Annotated in this window: 12 protein-coding genes; 5 read left to right on the top strand and 7 right to left on the bottom strand. The window is 64.8% G+C overall.

Annotation, left to right across the window (positions count from 1 at the left end; all coding sequences use genetic code 11):
- Positions 1 to 28 precede the first annotated feature (28 nt).
- The 4 genes from uvrA to ACV22W_RS05770 all read right to left on the bottom strand — a co-directional run bounded on the left by uvrA (position 29) and on the right by ACV22W_RS05770 (position 9,963).
- A complete protein-coding gene (gene uvrA / locus ACV22W_RS05785; RefSeq protein ID WP_448018290.1) occupies positions 29 to 5,932 on the bottom strand; it encodes an excinuclease ABC subunit UvrA in 5,904 nt (1,967 codons plus the stop codon).
- A gap of 204 nt (positions 5,933 to 6,136) precedes the next feature.
- Positions 6,137 to 7,597, bottom strand: coding sequence for an amino acid racemase (locus tag ACV22W_RS05780; RefSeq protein ID WP_448018289.1), 1,461 nt, complete (start codon positions 7,595 to 7,597; stop codon positions 6,137 to 6,139).
- Positions 7,594 to 8,868: a dicarboxylate/amino acid:cation symporter gene (locus tag ACV22W_RS05775; protein WP_448018288.1), complete on the bottom strand. Its 1,275-nt coding sequence runs from the start codon at positions 8,866 to 8,868 to the stop codon at positions 7,594 to 7,596. Before ACV22W_RS05775 ends, ACV22W_RS05780 begins: the two co-directional genes overlap by 4 nt.
- Positions 8,869 to 9,048: 180 nt before the next feature.
- Entirely contained in the window at positions 9,049 to 9,963 is a 915-nt protein-coding gene (locus ACV22W_RS05770; protein ID WP_448018436.1) for a LysR substrate-binding domain-containing protein, read from the bottom strand.
- Between the two features lie 481 nt (positions 9,964 to 10,444).
- Between ACV22W_RS05770 and ACV22W_RS05765 the strand changes: the two genes are divergently transcribed.
- The 4 genes from ACV22W_RS05765 to ACV22W_RS05750 all read left to right on the top strand — a co-directional run bounded on the left by ACV22W_RS05765 (position 10,445) and on the right by ACV22W_RS05750 (position 17,637).
- A complete protein-coding gene (locus ACV22W_RS05765) occupies positions 10,445 to 11,194 on the top strand; it encodes a response regulator transcription factor (protein ID WP_448018287.1) in 750 nt (249 codons plus the stop codon).
- An 818-nt stretch (positions 11,195 to 12,012) separates the two neighbouring features.
- Positions 12,013 to 15,594, top strand: coding sequence for a YadA-like family protein (locus tag ACV22W_RS05760; protein WP_448018286.1), 3,582 nt, complete (start codon positions 12,013 to 12,015; stop codon positions 15,592 to 15,594).
- 110 nt (positions 15,595 to 15,704) lie between these two features.
- Positions 15,705 to 16,499 carry an OmpA family protein gene (locus tag ACV22W_RS05755; protein ID WP_448018285.1) on the top strand — a complete coding sequence of 265 codons (795 nt, stop codon included), beginning with the start codon at positions 15,705 to 15,707 and terminating at the stop codon, positions 16,497 to 16,499.
- A 325-nt stretch (positions 16,500 to 16,824) separates the two neighbouring features.
- Positions 16,825 to 17,637: a LabA-like NYN domain-containing protein gene (locus ACV22W_RS05750; protein WP_448018284.1), complete on the top strand. Its 813-nt coding sequence runs from the start codon at positions 16,825 to 16,827 to the stop codon at positions 17,635 to 17,637.
- Between the two features lie 116 nt (positions 17,638 to 17,753).
- Here ACV22W_RS05750 and ACV22W_RS05745 read toward each other — a convergent pair whose 3' ends face one another.
- Positions 17,754 to 19,811, bottom strand: coding sequence for an ATP-binding protein (locus ACV22W_RS05745; RefSeq protein ID WP_448018283.1), 2,058 nt, complete (start codon positions 19,809 to 19,811; stop codon positions 17,754 to 17,756).
- A gap of 642 nt (positions 19,812 to 20,453) precedes the next feature.
- Here ACV22W_RS05745 and ACV22W_RS05740 point away from each other — a divergent pair.
- The gene (locus ACV22W_RS05740) at positions 20,454 to 21,257 is read left to right on the top strand and encodes an EAL domain-containing protein (RefSeq protein ID WP_448018282.1); all 804 of its coding nucleotides are present in this window, start codon (positions 20,454 to 20,456) and stop codon (positions 21,255 to 21,257) included.
- A gap of 670 nt (positions 21,258 to 21,927) precedes the next feature.
- Here the strand turns inward: ACV22W_RS05740 and ACV22W_RS05735 are convergent.
- Both ACV22W_RS05735 and ACV22W_RS05730 read right to left on the bottom strand, forming a co-directional pair.
- Entirely contained in the window at positions 21,928 to 22,920 is a 993-nt protein-coding gene (locus ACV22W_RS05735) for a beta-ketoacyl-ACP synthase III (RefSeq protein WP_448018281.1), read from the bottom strand.
- Positions 22,921 to 22,988: 68 nt separating this feature from the next.
- The gene (locus ACV22W_RS05730; RefSeq protein WP_448018280.1) at positions 22,989 to 23,318 is read right to left on the bottom strand and encodes an acyl carrier protein; all 330 of its coding nucleotides are present in this window, start codon (positions 23,316 to 23,318) and stop codon (positions 22,989 to 22,991) included.
- Between the last annotated feature and the right edge of the window lie 2 nt (positions 23,319 to 23,320).

Below are 23,320 nucleotides of genomic sequence, written 5' to 3'. Positions count from 1 at the left end.
CCGGGGCCGTTCACATGAAGCACCGCGTTCAACCGACCCGCGCTTCTCCCTGTCGCGCAGCTACGGCGTCTTCGGTCGCCGTTCGCGCCAGCACGGGCTTGAGTGCCTGCCCGGTATGGCTCGCCCTCACCTGCGCGAGCCCTTCCGGCGGCGCCGCCGCGACGATCGTGCCACCACCCACGCCGCCTTCCGGACCGAGATCGATGATCCAGTCGGCTTCCGCGATCACGTCGAGGTCGTGCTCGATCACGACCACGCTGTGCCCGCCGTCGACCAGCCGGTGCAGCACGCGGATCAGCTTCGCGACGTCGGCCATGTGCAGACCGACCGTCGGCTCGTCGAGCACGTACAGCGTGTGCGGCGCCTTCTGGCCGCGCCGCGTGATGTCGTCGCGCACCTTCGTGAGCTCGGTGACGAGCTTGATGCGCTGCGCCTCGCCGCCGGACAGCGTCGGCGACGGCTGGCCGAGCGTCAGGTAGCCGAGGCCGACGTCCTTCATCAGCTGCAGCGGATGCGCGATGTTCGAAATCGGCGCGAAGAACTCCACCGCTTCGTCGATTTCCATCGTCAGCACGTCGCCGATGTTCCGGCCGCGCCACGTGACCGCGAGCGTCTCCGGGTTGAAGCGCTGCCCGTGGCACACGTCGCACGGCACCTTCACGTCGGGCAGGAAGCTCATTCCGATCGTGCGCACGCCTTGCCCTTCGCAGGCCGGGCAGCGCCCGTCGCCGGTGTTGAACGAGAAACGCGACGCCGTGTAGCCGCGCGCGCGCGCTTCCAGCGTATCGGCGAACAGCTTGCGGATCGTGTCCCATACGCCGATGTAGGTGGCCGGGCACGAGCGCGGCGTCTTGCCGATCGGCGTCTGGTCGACCTCGAGCACGCGGTCGATCCGTTCCCAGCCGCTCAGCGACTCGCAGCCCTGCCACGCATGCGTGACGTTCAACGACGGCCGCGGCGCGCTGCGCGCGAGCACGCTCGAGCGGCGGTTCGCGGCCGGCGCATCCTGCTGCGCGGCCTTGCGTGCGCGCCGCGTGGCCGGCGACGACAGCACCGAGCGGCCCACCGCATCGAGCAGGTTCGTCATCAGCACGTCGCGCGCGAGCGTCGACTTGCCCGAACCGCTGACGCCCGTCACCGCGACGAGCCGCGCGAGCGGAATGCCGACGGTGACGTCGCGCAGGTTGTGCAGCGTCGCGCCGTGCACGGTCAGCCAGCTCTCCGGCACCGCCGACGCGCCCTGCTTGCCCGGCAGGCTCACCGCACGGCGCGGTTGTAGCGGGTGCGTCATCGGATGCGCGAGCAGGTGCCCCGTCACCGAATCCGGCTGCGCGGCCAGATCGGCGACCGCGCCCTCGGCGACCAGCGTGCCGCCGCGCTTGCCGGCGCCGGGGCCCACGTCGATGATGTGATCGGCGCGGCGAATCGTGTCCTCGTCGTGCTCGACGACGACGAGCGTGTTGCCCTTGTCGCCGAGCTTGCGCAGCGCATCCAGCAGGATCTGGTTGTCGCGCGGATGCAGGCCGATCGTCGGCTCGTCGAGCACGTAGCACACGCCCTGCAGGTTGCTGCCGAGCTGCGCCGCGAGCCGGATGCGCTGCGCTTCGCCGCCCGACAGGCTCGGTGCCGCGCGATCGAGGCTCAGGTAGCCGAGCCCGACTTCCTCGAGAAACGCGAGGCGGCTGCCGATCTCGCTGACGATGTCGCGTGCGATCTGCGCGTCGCGCCCCGTCAGTTTCAGCGCGTCGATCCAGCGGCGTGTATCGGACACCGTCCACTGCGCGACCTCGACGATCGGATGCGCATCGAACGTGACCGCGCGCGCGGACGGATTCAGGCGCGTGCCGCTGCAATCCGGGCACGGCTCGTTGCCGACGCCTTCCGGTTCCTGCTCGTCCGACGGCAAAGTCTGCTCGCGGCCGCGATCGTCCCCTGCGAGCACCGTGTCGTCATACGCCGCGCGCTGTTCGCGCGTGAGCGTCACGCCCGTGCCGACGCAGGTCGTGCACCAGCCGTGCTTGCTGTTGTACGAGAACATCCGCGGATCAAGTTCCGGGTAGCTCGTGCCGCACACCGGGCATGCGCGCTTGACGGACAGCACCTTGATCTCGCCGACGCGCGCGGTCGAGCGATCGTTCTGCATCGCGTGGTGCAGCCCGTCGAGCGGCGCGAGCAGGTGCATCACGCCCTTGCCGAGCTCGAGCGTCTCGTCGAGCACGCGCCGCAACTCGGCCTCGTCGTCCGGCGACACGACGATGTCGGCCACCGGCAATTCGATCGTGTGCTCGCGGAAGCGATCGAGCTTCGGCCACGGATCGACCGTCACGAACTCGCCGTCGACGCGCAGATGCGTGCTGCCGCGCGCCTTCGCCCACTTCGCGAGATCGGTATACACGCCCTTGCGGTTGACGACGAGCGGCGCGAGCAGCCCGACGTGCTCGCCGCGATGGTCGCGCAGCAGCTGCGCGGCGATCGATTCGACGGTTTGCGACGTGACGGGCGTGCCGTCGTGGATGCAATGCTGCAGGCCGAGCTTCACGTACAGCAGCCGCAGGAAGTGCCAGACTTCGGACGTGGTCGCGACCGTGCTCTTGCGGCCGCCGCGCGACAGCCGCTGCTCGATCGCCACCGTCGGCGGAATGCCGTACACGGCGTCGACTTCCGGCCGCCCGGCCGGCTGCACGATCGAGCGCGCATACGCGTTCAGCGATTCGAGGTAGCGGCGCTGGCCTTCGTGGAACAGGATGTCGAACGCGAGCGTCGACTTGCCCGAACCCGACACGCCGGTGATCACGTTGAACTTGCCGTGCGGGATGTCGACGTCGAGCGCCTTCAGGTTGTGCTCGCGCGCGTTGACGATCCGCACGACGTCCTCGCCCTCGATCGCGCGCCGCTCGCGGGCGGCGTTCAGCACGGCCTGCAGCGGCACGCCTTCGTCGGCGAGCGCGGTTTCGCCGTCCATCGCGCGGTCGTACTGCAGCAGCGCGACGCCGGTATGCGATTGCGCGCATGCCTTCACGTCGTCGGGCGTGCCCGCGCACAGCACGAGGCCGCCGCCGTCGCCGCCCTCCGGGCCGAGATCGATCAGCCAGTCGGCCGCTCGGATCACGTCGAGGTTGTGCTCGATCACGATCAGCGAATGGCCGGCCGCGAGCAGCTTGCCGAACGCCTGCATCAGCTTCGCGATGTCGTCGAAGTGCAGCCCGGTGGTTGGCTCGTCGAACATGAACAGCTTCGCGCGCGCGATGCGCGCCTCCTCGCTCGCGACCCGGCGCCCGCCCGCGGCGGCCGCCGATTCGGCGAGGAAACCGGCCAGCTTCAGCCGCTGCGCTTCGCCGCCGGACAGCGTCGGCACCGGCTGGCCGAGCTTCACGTATTCGAGGCCGACGTCGACGATCGGCTGCAGCACGCGCAGCACCTCGGCATCGGTCGCGAAGAACGCCGCCGCTTCGCTGACGGTCAGATCGAGCACGTCGGCGATGTTCAGCGCGCGGCCGTCGCGCTCGATGCGCACTTCGAGAATCTCGGCGCGGTAGCGGCTGCCGTCGCAATCCGGGCAGCGCAGATAGACGTCGCTCAGGAACTGCATCTCGATGTGCTCGAAGCCCGAGCCGCCGCAGGTCGGGCAACGGCCGTCGCCCGAGTTGAAGCTGAACGTGCCGGCGCCGTAGCCGCGCTGCAGCGCGAGCGGCGCCTTCGCGAACAGCTTGCGGATCTCGTCGAACGCGCCGACGTAGCTGGCCGGGTTCGAACGCGTGGTCTTGCCGATCGGCGATTGATCGACGAACACGACGTCGCCGACCTGGTCGGCACCCGTGAGATTGCGGAACGCGCCCGGCGACTCGGTCGCCTTGCCGTGGTGGCGCGCCATCGCCGGATAGAGCACGTCCTGCAGCAGCGTCGACTTGCCGGAACCCGACACGCCCGTCACGCACACGAGCCGCTGCAGCGGAATCTCGACCGTCACGTCGCGCAGGTTGTGCTCGGTCGCGCCTTCGAGCACGATGCGCGGCGTGTTCGCGTCCACCGGGCGGCGCGCCCAGTTCGACGCATGCGCGACGTGCTTGCGGCCGCCGAGATACTCGCCTGTCAGCGTGTGCGCGGAACGGATGTCGCCCGGCGTGCCGTCGTAGACGATCGTGCCGCCGCGTTCGCCGGGGCCCGGGCCCATGTCGATCAGCCGGTCGGCCGCGAGCATCACCGACGGATCGTGCTCGACGACCACCAGCGTATTGCCCGCGTCGCGCAGTCGCTGCATCGCCTCGACGATCCGCGTGAGGTCGCGCGGGTGCAGGCCGATGCTCGGCTCGTCGAGCACGAACAGCGTTTTGGTCAGCGACGTGCCGAGCGCCGTGGTCAGGTTGATCCGCTGCACCTCGCCGCCCGACAGCGTGCGGCTCTGCCGGTCGAGCGTCAGGTAGCCGAGCCCCACATCGCACAGGTATTTGAGGCGTGTGCGCACCTCGGCGAGCAGCAGCTTCAAGGCATCGTCGAGCAGCGCGCTCGGCAGCGTGATCTCGTCGAAGAAACGCCGAATGCGCTCGATCGGCAGCAGCATCAGGTCATGCACCGTCAGGCCCGGCAGCGCCTCGAGCTGCGCGCGCGTCCAGTCGACGCCGCGCGGCATGAAACGATTCGAGGGCGCGAGCACCGTATCGGCATTGGCCTTCGAGCCGAGCCGCCACTGCAGCGATTCGGTCTTCAGGCGCGCGCCGCCGCAGACCTCGCACGGCGTGTAGCTGCGGTACTTCGACAGCAGCACGCGGATATGCATCTTGTACGCTTTCGATTCGAGATAGCCGAAGAAGCGTTTCACGCCATACCACTGGCTCTGCCACTTGCCGTTCCAGTCCGGCGAGCCGTTGATCACCCAGTCGCGCTCGGCGTCGGTCAGGTCGGACCACGGCGTATCGCGGCGGATCTCCGCCTTCGCCGCGTAGCGCATCAGGTCGTCCTGGCATTCCTTCCATGCGGGCGTCTGCATCGGCTTGATCGCGCCGCCGCGCAGCGTCTTGCGCGCGTCGGGGATCACGAGGCCGAGATCGACGCCGATCACGCGGCCGAAGCCGCGACAGGTCTCGCATGCGCCGTATGCCGAGTTGAACGAGAACAGCGCCGCCTGCGGCTCCGCATAGCGCAGGTCGCTGTCGGGGTCGTGCAGCCCGGTGGAGAAACGCCACACCTGCGGCTCGACAGTTGCAGCAAGTGCGTTTTCCGCTTCAGGCGCGAGCACGTAGACGTTCGCGCGGCCGCCGCCGCGCTTCAGCGACGCCTCGATCGCCTCGACCACGCGCACCTTGTCTGCCTGTTGCACGCGGAAACGGTCGGCCACCACGTCGAGCAGCTTTCGCGGGCCCGTGGGCGACGCGACTTCGCGCTGCGCCTGCACGCGCGTGTAGCCGCTCGCGGACAGCCACTGCGCGACTTCATCCTCGGACGCGCTTTCCGGCAGCTCGACCGGGAACGTGACGACGACACGTGGATCCTCGCCGCGCGTGCGCTCGACGAGTTCCGCGTAGATCGTCTCGGGCGTGTCATGCCGCACCTGCCGCGCGGTCTGGCGGTCGAACAGTTCGGCCGCGCGCGCGTACAGCAGCTTCAGATGATCGTTGAGCTCGGTCATCGTGCCGACGGTCGAGCGCGAACTGCGGACCGGGTTGGTCTGGTCGATCGCGATCGCGGGCGGCACGCCGTCGACACGCTCGACCTGCGGGCGGTCCATCCGGTCGAGGAATTGCCGCGCGTACGCGCTGAACGTCTCGACGTAGCGCCGCTGGCCTTCCGCATACAGCGTGTCGAACACGAGGCTCGACTTGCCTGAGCCCGACGGGCCGGTCACGACCGTCATTTCGCCGGTGCGCAGGTCGAGATCGAGGTTCTTGAGGTTGTGCTGACGTGCTCCGCGAATGCGGATCAGATTGCTGGATGACAATTTGCCTGCCCGTCTGAATGGAGTTAGCCGGAATTCACGGTGCCGGAACGCTGCGGCGGATGCCCGCAGGCGCGGCGCGCGTGCCGCACGGGTGATGCCCGCGCCGCTCGAGTTCGCCGGATACTATACTGTATATTCATACAGTTTTCCACGAGCGGGCGGGGCAACACGATCCGTCGGCGTCGGCCACGGGCTCGATGCGCTTCAGCCGCCACCCGCCGTCGCATGGGCGACGCACGTGCGGGCGAGCACGTCGGTCGGGTCGACGAGCGTTGCCCGATGCCCGTTCCGCGCGACATATTCACCGCCCGGAAGCAGGATCGGCAATTCCGTGCAGCCGAGCACGATCACGCGCACGCCCTCGGCCATCAGCGCCTCGATGGCGGCGCCGATATCGTCCTGGCACTGCCCGGTCGTGAAGCCGGCCTTGACGCCCTGCCTCCCGTAAATCGCTTCCATCACGCGCGCCTGCAACGCGGGCTTCGGCGCGACTTGCCGGAGTCCTTGCGACGCCAGCGCCTTCTCGTAGACACCGCTTTCGATCGTGCCGGTCGTCGCGAGCACGCCGACCTCCCTCAGCGCCGGATACGTGTCGCGCAGGTGAGCAACCGTGACCGTCAGCATGTTGACGATCGGAATGCCGAGGTACGGCTGCATCCGCTCGACGAATGCATGCGCGGTGTTGCACGGAATCGCGATGACGTCGGCATCGCCCTCCTCGAGCTTCTTGCAGGTCGCGTACAACGAGATCGTCGGGTCCGCGCCGGTGCCCACCAGGTTCTCGGTGCGATCGGGAATCTGCGGATTCTGTTCGATCAGCAGCTTGACGTGCTCCTGATCGCGCGCCGCCGGCGTATTGCGCACGATCTTGTCCAGGAAATCGACCGTCGCAGCCGGCCCGACGCCGCCGACCACGCCGATCTTGAACGTCGCCGCGCGCACCCCCGGCTGCCCGGTCACCGCGTACTGCGCATACGCCAGGTTCGAATCCACGAGCGGCACGCGCTGCGGGCCGATTTCATCCGCGACCAGCGCGATCTCGGTCAGGCCGGGGACGACGACCTGCACGCCCTGATCGGCAAGATCCGCGCACGCGCGGCGCAGCAGCTCGACCGGCCGGCCGCGAAGATTGCCGCGCTTGATGCCGTCGGCGCCGTAGATGGCTTCGGTCACGAGGTCGATCCCGTCGTGCACCCGCGGATGGACGATTTCGAACCGAGGCGACGGGAAATACGCGTCGAAGAGTCGCTTGTCCCGCACGTAGTCGGACGCCAGCACGCCGATGCGCGTCGCGTCGGGATACTTGCGCCGCACGTGGCTGCGCACGGCTTCGACGATATCCACGATCGGCAGGCGCGTATTCGCCTTCAGCTCGTCGATGAACGTGTGGCTCAGAAAGCACGGCAGCACGACCGTCGTCACGCCGCGCCTCTCGAACGCGCGAATCATGTCGAACACGTACAGCTTGCGTTCGATCGTCGCCGCGCTGCCCGACCCCGAGCCCTTGAACGGATATTGCTCGAAAATCATTTCGGCATGCTCCTCGTCGGACGATGCAGGCGTCGCCTTCACCATCTTGAAGAACACGTCGGCGCTCCCCAGCGGCCCGAGACCGCCGACGACGCCGAATTTCCGCCGGGCATTCACGATATCCGCGTGCATCATGCGTTCAGCTCCGGCTGCTCGAATACGGCGTCTGGCGATTTGGCGGACCGCCGGCTCTCCCACTTCGCGATCACCGCCGTCGCCACGCTGTTGCCGATCACGTTCGTCATCGTGCGGCCCATGTCGAGGATCTGGTCGATCGCGAGAACCATCGCGACGCCGGCCACCGGCAGATGGAACATCGGCGCGACCGCCGCGACCACGACCACCGAGCCGCGCGGCACGCTCGCCATCCCCTTGCTGCTCAACATCAGCACCAGCAACATGAACACCTGCTCCGACAGCGGCATGTGCACGCCGAACGCCTGCGCGATGAAGATGGCGGCGAACGCCTGATACATCATCGATCCGTCGAGGTTGAACGCGTAACCGAGCGGCAGCGTGAAGCCCACCACCTTCTTGTCGACGCCGAACCGTTCGAGCTGCTCGGTCAGGCGCGGATAGGCGGCCTCGCTGCTCGCCGTCGAGAACGCGATCAGCGCGGGTTCGCGCACGGCCTTCAGCAAGCTCCCGACGCGCCGCCCGAGAAACGCGTAGCCGACGCCGATCAGAATCGCCCACAGGACGAGCAGGCCGAGATAGAACGCACCGATCAGCTTCCCATACGTGTAGATCACGTCGAGCCCGCGCAGCGTGACCGACGACGCGATCGCGCCGAACACGCCGAGCGGCGCCGCGCGCATCACGTAGTTCGTCAGGCGCAGCATCACCGGCACCATCCCCTCGATCGACCGGATCACGACGCCGACCCGCTTGTCGTGCTTCAGCGCACTCAACGCGATGCCGAGGAAGACCGAGAACACCAGGATCTGCAGGATGTCGTTGCGCGCCATCGCGTCGAGCAGGCTGGTCGGGAACGCATGCGTGATCACGTCCCGGGCGTTCAGTGCGGCGGTGTTCAGTCCGGTGCTGACCTCACCCGCGTTCTCCGTGAGGTTCAGGCCGGCGCCAGGCTGCAACGCGTTGGCCATGACGAGGCCGAGGCTCAACGAAATCAGCGACGCGCAGACGAACCATCCGATCGAGCGCAGGCCGATGCGGCCGACGTCTTCGCCGCTGTCCATGCCGGCGAGGCCGGACACGAGCGTCACGAATACCAGCGGCGCGATGATCATCTTGATCAGGCGCAGAAAGATGTCGGTGACGATCGAGAAATAGCCGGCGATCGTCTTGAGCGTGGCCGGGTCCGCAATGTTGGCGTGACACGCATAGCCCGCGACGACACCGAGGATCATGCCGACTGCGATGCTTAAGGTAAGGCGATTTTTCATGTCCATTCGTCCTTGAGTGGCGCCCGGCCGCAGGAACGCGTCGAGCGCTGCGAAGAAGGCCGCGCGACGCGGATCACGCGTCACATTGCCGTTGGAACGAATGGTAGGGACGGCCGGAAAAACCGTGATGCGGGTGCAACATGGCGGTATGCGAGCCCCGCATAAGGCGGGAAAACCCGCTCAGCCGAGGCGTGAAGGCTCCGCGCGCAGATGCTGCCAGAGCGTGTCGAGGAATTCGCTGCGATTGGACACGTCGCGATACACGCGCAATTCGATTTCCAGGTTCCACACCGCCGGGCCTGCCGGGACGAGGTCGCCGGCCGCCAGTTCGGCGGCGATCGCGCTGCGGGGCAGCCATGCGACGCCCTCGCCCTCCATCACGAGCTTCTTCAGCACCTCGGCCATGTCGGATTCGTAATGCAGCTGCAAGGCCGGCGCGTCCGGTGCACGGCCGAGCAGCAGCGCGAGACACCGGCCGAAATAGCTGGTTTCCGTATAGGAAATCAGCGGCAGCGGATTCTGCTTCGTGCCGGGAAGCCGGAACGCGGGCGCCGATCGCCGGTTCGGCCGGCACGCCGGCATCAACGTGTCGATGCCGACGGTCAGGTGCTCGTACTTCGCGGGGTCGAGATGGAGCGGAAGCTCGGGATGGTGATACGCGAACATCAACTCGCAGTTGCCGTTGACGAGCATCAGGATCGAGTCGTGGACATTGGTCGGAATCACGCGCGCCCGCACTTCGCCGAAATGCGGTGCAAGCGCCTTGAGCCAGGCCGGCAGGAAACTCAGCGCGATCGTATGGCCCGCGGCGATCTGCAGGCTCTTGCCGCCGATCCGCTGCTCCGTGCGGATGATGGCGCGCGTGTCGTAAAGGCGGCTGAGCACGTCCTCGGCCGTTTCGCGAAACAGGCGCCCCGCCGGCGTCAGCACCGGCGGAAAGCTGCTGCGGTCGATCAGTTCGGCGCCGATCCATTGCTCGAGAGACTGGATGCGGCGGCTGAAGCCCGATTGCGTGACGTTGCGAAATTCAGCCGCGCGGGAAAAGCTTTGGTATTGCGCGAGCGCGAGGAAATCCTCGATCCATTTGATTTCCATGGTGGCCTTGAAAGTACCTAATTGCATCAGCTGCGCCGTGTGGCGTAACGGCGCCGGTATGGCGGGCAAGAGCTTACGAGGCGCCGAGGCGGTTCGTCAAACCGAACGCTGCAACTCGGGAACGATGCGGCCGGCGGGCCTTCATGCTCGATCGTCCGGCCGCCGAAACGTCACGCCGTAGCGCGACCTTGCGGGCCCTCCATAGGGTCGAATATGGGTTCCACGGTGTTGCTCAGGTAACGGTGGCGAGGGCCGCGCCGAAATACCCGCAGAGGTAAAACTTACCCTAAAAGTCGTCATTTTTTCCGGTTTTATTTGCCCCGTCTATTCGTCGGACAAATTTCACAAAAAGTCACATTTCCTTTCGTTAGTGTTGCTTTATATTCCACACCGTTCGCGCCGGATGCATCAAATCGCAAACGTTTGCTATATGACGGAAGCGTGTCTGGCGGGGCGCCGGGCGAGAAGCTGGCCACGATACATGGGGGCACGAATGCGCATATTGGTGGTGGAGGACGATCCGATTCAAGCTGAGGAAGTACAAAGCGCGCTTGCCTCCTTCAGTCACACGATCAAGGTCGTCGTCAACGGGGAGCAGGCACTGCGGTTCCTGCGAACCGAATCCGTCGACGCGGTCGTGCTCGATTGGCATCTGCCCTGCATGACGGGTATCGAAGTGTTGAACTGGATTCGCACGCGCGCCGACGTCGAATATGGCGTGCTGTTTCTGACCAGCCGTGTCCAGGAACTCGATGTGGTGCGAGCACTCGAGGCTGGCGCCGACGACTATCTGAGCAAGCCGTTCCGTGCGGAAGAGCTGGCGGCGCGGGTCAATGCGCTGCTGCGCCGCGTCGCGCGCAACGTCAAGCGCGACGAGCCGATTCGCGCGGGCGATTACATGCTGAATCCGGTCGAACGCGCGGTCTGGCTTCGAGACAGCAAGATCGAGTTGACGACCAAGGAATTTCAGCTCGTCGCCTGCCTGTTTCAGAACCTCGGCAAGATCATGTCCCGCGAGCTTCTTGCAACGACGGCGTGGGGGCGCGAGCTCGGAACCGAATCGCGTTCGCTCGATACCCATATCTACAGAATTCGGCAGAAGTTGAAACTGAGCATCGAGAACGGTTTGCGCCTCTCGGCCGTGTATACGCTTGGATATCGACTGGATCAGACCAAAGCCTCGCCCGATGCTCATGGTCGCGCCGAAATGCAGATCGAAAGCCGCGTTTGAGTGTCGATGCACGTTGGCGGCGTAGTGCCGTCGATGCACCGAATCACGAATCCGCTCCGTGATATCCGGCGGACCACACGCTGCAACGGCGTGTGCGAATCTCGATCGTTGCAGCCAAACGGCACGACACGTTTCCCCCGCGCAGGGCATGCAACGGGCTGACTAGCCTGCCTCGCCCTCGGCACTCGGCACGTGCGAGTCGCACCCTGCCTCTCACTCATGCTTTGCATTCCTTTCTATCCCGATGCTTCATGCGATAACTCGCCTGATGGTGCACGCACGTTCCGTTACTTCATGGATCAGCGTCACTATTATTTAACAATTGACCATGAAGTGACAAATGTTCACTTTTTAATTCAACCGCCCCATCCTAATATCTACCATCACAAGGACCATGCAATTGATTCTATTTTCACTTTTGATTCAGATTATTCCAAGCCGGGCGACCTCAAGACAATGGCGCAAAGATGTACACGGGCCGGCGTGAAATTCTTAGAGTAGCGACAGCCTTCTGCCGGCCATGCTTTTTCTATATTGAGATACAGATGAGAAGCCTTGTGAGCCGATCGATGATCGTCAGGGATGCATTGCATACCCCCGGATTCACGAGATTCATTTACTCCCCCACATAACCACGCATCAATGCTCATGCCTGCACTGGCAGCGCCTAATTCACATAAAAACAATTCACGACCCATCAACGCATAAAGTTATCGACGCGCGACATACTTTCCAGATTTTTACTTATTTTAAAAACACAGTCAGCATCAATACAAAAACACCTGATAGATATTTATTATTTCACAAGGATTGCCGAGATGAACAGAGTCTACAAGGTCATATGGAGCAAGGCGCGTGGCGCGTTCGTCGCCGCGTCGGAACTTGGTAGCGCGCGCGGCAAGGGGAAGTGCGCCACCTCAAGCATCTCGCGCAACGACCGGCACACGGCAAAGCAATCGATACCCAGCGCCCAACGGAAAATTCAAATCATCGTCGGCCACGCAATTGCGGTTTGCCTCGGCCTGTCCGGTCAGGCTGCTCACGCACAGTACGCCGCGGGTAACGGCAGCGCGACAGGGACGGGGGATGTGGCCATCTCTGGCCCAGGCGGAGCCGCCGCGACGGCGAACGGCGGCCTGGGCGTCGCGATCGGCGGCGGAGCGTCGACATCGGCACTCAACACTGTGGCACTTGGCACCAACACGAGATCGACTGCGGCCGGCGCGATCTCGATCGGCGCAAATGCGCTGACAAGCGGTGGGAACGCGCTGGCGATCGGCGTGAATAGCACCGCTTCCGGGCAGACGAGCACCGCATTGGGACCCGCGGCGATTGCATCGGGCGCCACCTCGGCAGCAGTGGGCGCGAATGCCAATGCCACTGGAACAGACGCCGCCGCATTCGGGCACCTTGCCACTGCGAACGGTACTGCCACAACAGCAATCGGGACGAGCGCACTCGCGAACGGCACGGGCACGAGTGCGTTCGGGCAAGCCGCGACAGCGTCCAACAGCAGCGCCACCGCGCTCGGCGCGGCAAGCACCGCGTCGGGCGACCATGCGACCGCATTGTCCACGCAGTCGACGGCCGCAGGCGGCTATTCGGTCGCGATGGGTTTCGAATCGATCACGACGACCGCCGCCGCAGCCGGCATCGCGTTGGGATCGGGCGCTTCGGTCAGCGGGGCATCGGGCGTCGCGATCGGCGTCAACAGCGGCGTATCCGGTGTGAACGCAGTGGCGATCGGCCCGGGCGGCACGGCCGGCGTCCCGGGTTCGGGCACGCAGGCGACGGGCGATCAGTCGGTTGCGCTCGGCTACAACTCGCTCGCCAGTGCCACCTACGCACAAGCATTCGGGAGCCAGGCAACCGCCAGCGGAACCAGCTCGATTGCCGTCGGCAATACCGCGACGGCGTCGACGCTGTTCGGCATCGCCGTCGGCAACCTGGCGACCGCCTCCGGCATTTCCGCCGTTGCGATGGGCGCGGGTGCCACTGCAAACGCCGACAACAGCGTGGCCCTGGGCGTGAACGCCGGCGCGTCGGCATATGGTGGCGTCGCCCTCGGCGTCAGTTCGAGGGCGCTTGCAGGATCGACCGTCGCGTTCGGCGACACCAGCACCGTTGCCGCAGGCGCAGGCGCGGGCTCCATTGCAGGCGGACACAACTCGCAGGTGACGAGCGGCACGGGCGCCGTCGCGCTCGGTGAAGGACAAACCGCGAGCGGCAACGGCGCGGTGGCGATCGGCGACCCGAACACGGCCACCGGCAATGGCGCGGTCGCGATGGGCGCCAACAACACCGCGAACGGCAATGGCGCGATCGCAGTGGGCAATACGAACGTCGCGACCGGACAAGGCGCGGTTGCGCTCGGCAATGCGTCGCAGGCCAATGTCGCGGGCGCACTCGCGATCGGCGACAGCGCCAATGTGCAGGCCGCGGCGACGAACGGCATCGCGCTCGGCTCCGGCGCCACGACGAGCGTTGCCAACAGCGTCGCGCTCGGTGCCGGCTCCACGACCACCGCCGCCACGCCCACGGCCGGCACGACGATCGGCGGCGTCGCCTATACGTTCGCGGGCGCGACACCTGCCGGCGTGGTGAGCGTCGGCGCCCCGGGTGCCGAGCGGCAGATCCAGAACGTCGCGGCCGGCCAGCTGAGCGCGGCCAGCACGGATGCGGTGAACGGTTCACAGTTGTTCGCGACCAACGAGCAGGTCACCGCGAACACGACCGCGATCTCGAACATCAACGCCGGCGCGGGGATCAAATACTTCCATGCAAACTCGACGCTGGCGGACAGCCAGGCAACTGGAACGGACAGCATCGCGGTTGGCCCTCAAGCCATAGCCAGCGCGGCTGACGCCTTCGCCGCAGGCACCGACGCGCAGTCGACTGCAGCGAACGCGACGGCGCTCGGCGCGCAAACGACCGCTTCGATTGCCGGCAGCGTGGCGATCGGTTCGGGCTCCGTCGCGGACCGCGCGATCGCGGCCGGAAGCGGCACCATTCCGGCAGGCAGCCACACCGTGCCGTACAACACTTCCGATGCCACCCTGCTCGGCGCCGTCTCGTTCGGCAGCGCGTCCGGCAATACCTACAGGCAACTCATCAACGTCGCTGACGGTACTGACGCGCACGATGCGGTGACGGTCAGGCAGCTGACCGGTGCATTGCAATCGTTTGCCGTAACACCGACGATGTACTTCCACGCCAATTCGACCGCAGCCGATTCGCTCGCCGTCGGCGCGGAATCGATCGCGGTGGGACCGACGACCGTCGTCAACGGCGATAACGGCGTGGGAATCGGTAACGGCGCAATCGTGCAGCAGACCGCGCCCGGCGGGGTCGCAATCGGCCAGGCCGCGAATTCCGGGCAGGCCGACGCCATCGCGCTCGGCAGTGGCGCGAATGCGACCGGCCCGCAATCGATCGCGCAAGGCTCCAACGCCACCGCCAGCACGTCGGGCGGCATTGCGCTCGGTTCGGGCGCCAACAGCAGCGCGACCGATGCCATCGCGCTGGGCTCGGGCGCCAGCGCAACCTTCGCCAACAGCATCGCGCTCGGTGCAGGCTCCGTCACGACGGTCGGCGCGCAGTCGAACTACATCGCGTACGGCTTGAGCAGCCCGCAATCGTCCGTCGGCGAGATCAACATCGGCAACCGCAAGATCACGGGCTTGGCGGCCGGTTCCGCCGGCACCGATGCGGTCAACGTCAGCCAGCTCGAAGCCGTGAACCAGAACCTGACGACCCTTATCCAGAACATCAACAATACCAACGGTACCGGCGGCTTCCCGTCGACGCCCGGATCGTCGACGCCGCCTGCTTCCACCGGCTCCAACTCGTCGGCCGGCGGCAATGGCGCGGTCGCATCCGGCTCGAACAGCACGGCGGTCGGAAACGGCTCGACCGCGTCCGGCGCCGGCTCCACCACGATCGGCGCAGGCTCGACGTCTTCGGGCAGCAACTCGGTCGCGATCGGTGCCGGCAGCAACGACGACGGACGCAACAACGTCGTGTCGATCGGTACGTCGACCGCGCCGCGGCAAATCACGAACGTCGCGGCAGGCACCGCGCCCACCGACGGCGTGAACGTGCAGCAGCTGAACGCGGCGATCGGGAACGCGAACGCCTATACCGACGCGAAGATTCAAAGCCTGCGGCGCGACGCGGACGGCGGCACGGCAAGCGCAATGGCAGTCGCAGGCCTGCCGCAGCCTTCCGGTCCGGGGAAAAGCATGGTGGCGATCGCAGGCAGCGTCTATCGCGGGCAGTCGGGACAGGCAATCGGCATCTCGACGATCTCGGACAACGATCACTGGGTCTACAAGGCCGCCATTACGACCAATACGCGCAATGACTACGGTGCCGTCATCGGCGCAGGTTACCAGTGGTAATTGCGGAAGCCGGCGTTCAACAGCGCCGCGGCGACCACATGCAACCTTCCACGAACGGTTGCCCGCGGTTGCCGGGTGCGCTGCCTCTTATACGATGAGAGATATTGATCATGAAAATCCAGTGGGTACTTGCCCTGTCCATCAGCCTGCTTTCCGTTGCCGTGCTCGAGGGCTGTTCCGTCGACGGACCGCCCAAATTTCCGGACCCGCGATCGGCAAGTCCGAAGGGCGGCACGTTCGTGAACGCGGACAACTTGCGCAATGTCGGACCTGGCCTGAACAAGGACCAGATGTTCGATCTCCTCGGCCCGCCGCATTTCAACGAGTGGTTCGTCGGCGGCCACGTGTGGAACTACCTGTTCGACTTCCGCCGCGGAAATGAAGTCGTCTCTTGCCAGTACCAGGTCCGGTTCGATCAGCATATGAAGGTCAGCAACACGTACTGGCGCGACTCGGCATGCGAGGATCTCGTGCGTGCGAAACCCTTAGCGGCGGTTGCCGCGTCAGCGCCGCCCGAGTCGACGGTCGAGCAATTCACGCTTCAGAGCGATGCGCTATTCGCGTTCGGCAAATCGAGCCTCGATTCGATGCTGCCCGCCGGCCGGGCGCAGCTCGACAACGTGATCGAACGGATCAAGGGCCATGCCGACGTGACGCGGATCGCCGTCGTCGGGCACACCGACCGTATCGGCAGCGACAAAGTGAACGAACCGCTGTCGCGCGCGCGGGCTCAAACGGTCCGACGCTACCTGATCTCGCATGGCCTGAACGGCGACATCATCCAGGCAGAGGGCGCGGGTTCGAGTCAACCGGTCACGCACTGCCCCGAAGGGCGGAGCAGCGCCGTGATCGCGTGTCTGCAGCCCGATCGTCGGGTGTCGATCACCGTCAGTGGCCGGAGCTGACAGGTAGTGGAGCCGGTAGCGTCGATCGTGTCTCGGCCGCGCGATCGACGCTACCCGTCAAACCGACGGGGAAACGGGCATGGCGCAAGGCCGACTGGTGAATCACGGTCATTCCTCGACGATCGATGCAGTCGTTTCGCAATCCGGATTATCGACTCGGAACTCGCGATGGCGGCAGCCCCGTTCTGCACAGGTCGCGTATCCGGCCAGTCATCGGGCAAGTGGCGCGCCCGCGATCCCGTATCCCCGCATGGTATTCCGGGCGGCGCGATCCGACCGCACCAGTCCCGTTATCTGATCGCAACCCGCCAGCGAACTGGAAACGATGATGAGAAGGGTCGGGGTATACGTAGACGGAAGCAGCATGGACGCGAATGGCGGCCACATGATGCGGTACGAGGTACTGCGTGCGCTCGCCGGTCGCGCCGGCGCCACGATCCAGCGACTGCATGCGTATCTGAGTTTCGACGCACGTCGTGCGGCCCGTTCCGTCGACTATGAAACACGGGTGAAGGCCTATCAGGCTGCGCTGCGGGACAAGGGGTTTCGCGTCACCGTCAAGCCGCTCAGACATTTTTCCGACGAGGACGGCACGGAGACGTACAAGTCCAACTCCGATCTCGAGATGGCAATCGACGCGCTATCGGAATCGGACCGGCTGGATACGGTCCTCGTCGCGACGAGCGACGGCGATTTTGTCGAAGTCGTGAAAGCGCTGCAGAAGAAGGGCTGCCGCGTCGAAGTGCTGGGTTTCGACAACGTCCCGCTCGAACTTCGTGACGCCGCCGACCAGTTCATCAGCGGCTACCTGGTGCCTGGCCTGCTACCGGTTCGCGATTCGACGCCCGGGTTGCCCGCGTGGGGGCAAGCGGGTTCCCGCGTACGCGGCGTATGCAACCGGTTCGAGCCCGAGGACGGCTACGGCTTCATTGCCTTCTGGTCCGCGTTGCCCGATACGCCGCTGCTCGCGGCCGCCGAAACCAGTCCGGCCTACTTTCGAAGCAGCAGTATCCTGGACCCATCCGTACTCGGCCGGCTACCGTCGAGAAATACGGTGCTCGAATTCGAGCTTGCCTCGCCGTCGAGGCAGAACGGAGCGCCCGAGGCGCGCAGGATTCACGTCGTTTCCGCGGCCTGACGCAACGGTTTCGCGATGATTCGCTTCAGATCGCCGGCGGGTCGTCGAACCAAGCATCGGCCTCGGCTGCCCGCCGTCGAATTGCGCAGCGCCGACCGGCCGGGGCGGCACGGCGATCAATGACCAAGGGCCGCATCATGATCGTGTTTCGACAGGAACATGAAAAAGGTCGTCCCCTCGCCGAGCTTGGAGCGAACCTGCAATTTACCGCCGAGCGAATCCACGACCGTCTTGACGAACGCGAGTCCGAGTCCGTGACCGGATAACGACGAACTTCCGTCCAGTTGCGTGAATTCCTGGAACAGCTTCTCCCGGTCCTGGTCGGATATGCCCATTCCGTAATCGGTCACGGCGATCTTCACATGCTGCTCTGTCGCAGACAGCTCCACGTCGACGGTCGACGCTTCGCGGCCGAACTTGATCGCGTTGCCGATCAGATTCACGAATGCCCGCCGGAGCAACTGCACGTCGGCGATCGTGCTCAGCCCCGGCTCCGCCACCAGGTTGACGACGGTCGACCGGGCGCTCGCCTGCGGCAGCAAATCGTCGACGGCATCGCCCAGCACCAGCGCCGGATCGACCGGGGCCAGCTTCGGCGGCAGGTTCTCCGCCTTGGCGAGAAACAGGAAATCATCCGACAGGCTCAGCGCGCGTGTCGCGTACTGCGAAACCAGCTCGGCAAACCGCGAAAGGCTGTATCGCGACGGATCGCGGCGGGTCTGCGAAACCAGCGCGAGGATCGAAGCCTGCGGGGACCGCATGTCATGCGACAGGAATCGCAGGACCATGTCCCGCTGCCGCTCGGCCATCCGCACCGACGACACATCCGCTACGTGAAACACCAACGCGCCCTCGCAGCAGGTCGACGATCGGATCGGCGCGCACTTGATCAGCAACGAGAGGCCGCCGCGTGCATTGGCAATCTCGATCCCCTGGTCAAGCTGCGATTTCGTGCGCGCCGACAAGTCGTCGCCTTCAGGCCATCGATGCAACGAGGCCAGCGCCTGCGTGGCAAACTCGCTGGCCCGATGCGATGCGGTGATCTGGAACAGCACGTCGGAAACCGAGCGCCCCGCCGGCGTGCTTCTGGATGCGCGGTGCTCATCCGCATCTCCGCACAATGCGGCGACGCGCTTGTTCGCCAGCAGGACGGTGCCGGTCGTCGACGCGATCAGGGTCGCCTCCGGCAGACTGTCGACCCATTCGTCGATCAGTTCGCGATACCTTCGCACCTGCTCCGTCAACTCCGCAGCCTGGCTGATGCGACGCTGGACCGGGTCCATGAAATACCTGGCCGGAGCCGGCTTCGCCGGTAGCGACGGTTCGGTCAGCATCATGTCCGCCTGACCGACGATGAAGCGCATCACTGCCTCCAGACGCCGCCACGACAACAGCAGGCAAGCCAAGCCGCAGACGAGTATCCCGACTGTGGGAGGCAGGAGCCGATCCCCGAAGCGGAACAGCGCGACGGCCGCTCCGGCGATCGCGATCGCGAGACCCAGCGACGCGATTACGCCCGCGCGCGGCCCCAGCCGATAAAGCAACGCGCAAATCAGGCAAACGGCCATCTCGTTGAAGAGCAACTCGCCCACGAAGCCGATCGCAGGCGGCAGAGCGAACGCATCGAGGAGGCCGGCTTCCTCGCGCTGTTCGGCAACGCCCGAGAACGACGGCGCGCCACCGGTGGACGGTGCGCGGATCACGACCAGGCGGCCGTGCAGCCGGTGCGGCGAGACCGCTCCGTCCAGGACGTTGATGTACGAATAGCGTTCGGAAGGTCCATCGCATCGAAGCGACGGCAGACGAACACAGGCACCACGATCGTCGGTATGGGTTCGAAACGCCGAGCGCGCGCCTTCGTGGCCCCATGCATCCCTCGGGGTTCGCTCCGGACCACGACGTCGGCTTGCATCGCTCAGGCTCTTCAGGTCGATGCTGATTGCGGCGACACCGCTTTCGGCAAGCCGGTCGAGCATGCGGACCCGCGTTTCCGCGCTGAACGGCCAATCGCCGAGGCGCTTGATGGTGCGATCGTCGACCACGATCAGTGCCGGCGCCCTCGCTGCGCTGTCACGAGAAAACCGCGACGCAAGGTCGAAAAATGCCAGATCGACGGGGTACAGCACGTGGCCGGCCGTGAGTACCAGGCAAATCAGCATCAGCGCGATCGTCAAGCCGCCCCACTCCGCTGCAAGATTCGTGCGGGCTAGCGCCGCCGCCGGATTGGCGTCGCTGAGTGGATCGCGCCTGCCCGGACGGAAAATTCTTCCTAGCATGTCGATTCGAGAATGTTTCACCAAGTCAGACCGGACGACACTCGAAATTCAGAAAAAATTCCGACAAATCCATTCACAACAAAAAATCCAAAATCAAACTTGAATTATGAAATTCTTTACCCAACCGTTTCTCAAACGAACCACCCAAGCGAGTCAGCACCCAACATAAATGCAGCAATTATACATGATTTCTGTAACAATAATTACAATTATTTAACTAGTACGTTCACAATTTGACTTGCGTCGCCCAGCAATATTCATTCAATTATTCCATTAACAATTCGACCGAAAACATACTCAAAACCTCGTACATCATTCGCCCGTCCCGCCTTGCATCGCGGCCGCCCCACTCAACTTACGAATTCACAATCCCGGCTCATTCACGATCAATTAAAACCGCCATCAATAAATTAAAATCGATTTCATTAATACAAATTTACATTTGTTCAATATTTGAAGTTGAAAATTCGAGCCTCACTCCATAGAATTCCCCAATCGCATACGCGGCAAATTTCCCCGAATCGGCTTGCAATTACCTTCATGAATCGCACATTTGTGACCCGTCATCCGCTCAGCGATGCCGAACGGGGACTTCACCAGGACGAGTTCTTTTTCCTGCTGCAGCCCAAATTCGCGCTGCACGAATTCGAACTCTCCGGCTTCGAATGCCTGATCCGCTGGCAACATCCGGAACGCGGCGTTCTCGAGCCGGCGTCGTTCATCAGCGTGGTCGAGGATTCGTTCCTCTCCCGGCGCTTCACGGAACTGCTCCTCCGGCGAGCTGCGCGCACGCTCGCGCAATGGACGGCAGCCGGTCATGACACGTTGTCGGTTGCGATCAATCTGTCTTCGCTCGAACTGGGGCATCCGGATTTTCCTGCGCATCTCTCCACCCTCCTCACATCATGCGATCTCGACCCGTGCCGCCTAGAGATCGAACTGACCGATACCGTCGCTCCCGACCAGCTCGACTGGATGGTGGAGGCCATTCACGCCGCTCAAGTCATCGGCGTGCGCGTCGCACTGGACGACTTCGGAGCCGGATTCAATTCGTTGACCCTGCTACAGCAACTGCCCGTGGACATCGTCAAGTTCGATCGATCGCTGATTCGCGATGTACCGCGGAACAGCGAATCCATGCGTGTCATCGAGACGCTGGTTCACCTTGCACAAAGTCACGGCAAACGCATCGTGATCACAGGCATCGAGACCGCGGAACAACTCGAATGGGCGCGAACGCTGCCCGGCATCGAAGGCCAGGGATTCCATCTCTGCGAACCGCTCGCGGAGCGGGATGTCGAGGCTTTCATCGATGCTCGTCGCAAACTGCGTTCCACCGATTAGGATCGCGCCGCATGCAGGGCGATTCGCGATTGCAGGACCGTGGCGCACGGGCGACACATTGGCCCGAATCGTCGCGCCGCGCCCCCACACGCGCGGCCTTGTTGCCCGTGCATCGGCGATGTCCGTCTGAAACATGCTCCAGAACCTACGCCGCCGGCAGCGTGTGACGGCCCCCACGGCATGCAACGTGCAGCCAGCATAGAACCGCCCCCTTGAGCACGCAAAGTGAACTTTTGTCACGTTCACGTGCATACCGGGACCGGTTCCCCCCGTTTCAGAAAAGTTCCGATTCGGCGTCGCGGCGATACGCGACGATCGCGGGTCTCCGTCAATCGACCGTCGACGTCCAACGGGAAGCCTCGATGTTGCAGAAGCGGCTTGTCGAGCCGAACGCCGAACACGCCCGTCAGTCCACCGCCGCTCAACGTCGCGCAGGCACATTACGGCGTATGCCTGGCCGCGATCGAAGCGCTGGGCGCACCGTCGGCTGCACTCGACCGTGTCGTCACGGACCTCGACAGTCTCGCCGCCGTCGCAGCAATCCTGATTGACGAAGCCGGTGCGGGCTGCAGCCACCGTCATTCGCGACACGCGCCGAATACGAACCGGCAACCGACGACTTTCTGCTCCGCATGGCCTCGCGAGCCGCCGCGGCGATGCCGCGCATCGGCTACCAGCGGATCAACGCGGCCCCCCAGGTGAAGCCCGAACCCATCGTCGGTGTCAGGACGAGATCGTTTTCCTTGATGCGTCCGTCGGACACGGCCTCGCTCAGCGCAAGCGGAATCGACGCTGCCGACGTGTTGCCGTGCTGGCCGACGGTGAGCACGACTTTCTCCATTGGCAGATTCAGCTTTGCACCCAGCGTCTGCACGATGCGCTGGTTTGCCTGATGCGGCACGATCCAGTCGAGATCGTCCCTGGTCAGGCCTTGCGACGCGAGCGCCTCCTGCGAAGCCTCGGCGAGATTCACCACCGCGTGCAGAAACACATCGCGTCCTTCCAGATGCATTTTCCCGGCGCTTTGCGTCGACGATACGCCGCCGTCCGTATGAATCTTGTCGTGGTGCCGGCCGTCGGAATGCAGATGCGTGGAAAGAACACCGCGCGGCTCGCCTGCCTCATGCCGCTCGCCGCGCAACACCACCGCGCCCGCGCCGTCGCCGAACAGCACGCAGGTATTACGATCCTGCCAGTCGACGATTCGCGACATCGTTTCCGCGCCAATGACGATCGCCGTGCGGGCCTGGCCAAGCCGAATCATGTTGTCGGCGACCGAAAGCGCGAATACGAAGCCCGAGCATACGGCCTGCACGTCGAACGCAACGCCGCCCCGCATGCCGATCGCCTCCTGAACACGCACGGCGGTCGCCGGCATGGTGCGATCGGGCGTGCAGGTCGCAAGCACGATCAGATCGACATCGGCTCCGCTGATGCCTGCCTGCTTCAGCGCGGCCGAGGCCGCGCCGATCGCGAGATCGGACGTATTCTCGCCGTGCGCGGCGATACGGCGCTCCCTGATGCCGGTGCGCTGGGTGATCCACTCGTCCGTGGTATCGACCATGCGTGCGATGTCGTGATTCGTCATGCGCTGCTCGGGCAGCGCCGACCCGCAACCGACGACACGCGAGATCCAGTGGCCCGCGCGGGTGATTTCCGCCATCTTCCCTACTCCAGTAAAAATCGATGAGGCGCCGGGCGGCGGTCCGGCCCGCGACCGGCGCACGCGTGTCACCAGTTACCTGCAGCCGCGCCGTCCGTCGCGTCCGCGTCGGAAGCGGCATCCGGCCGACTGAGCGACACGAGATGCTCCGCCAGCGAGATGAATGTCGGGTAGTCGTACAGCACCGTATCGTCGATCTTGATCTTGAGCCGCTCCTCGAGGAAGAACGCGAGTTCGACGGAGTGCATGGAGTCGAAGCCCGCATCGGCGAAGGTCTGATCGAGATCGGTCGGCACCTGGAGATTGTTCGCTTCGGCCCATTCCTGGATCCACGTGAGAATGGTCTCGGCGCTTGCCGAGGATGCATTGAAGGTTGCCGCTCGAAGTTGATCGCTCATGG

The sequence above is a fragment of the Burkholderia sp. AW49-1 genome (genome assembly GCF_053427845.1).
This window is presented reverse-complemented; position numbering and strand designations above follow the sequence as displayed.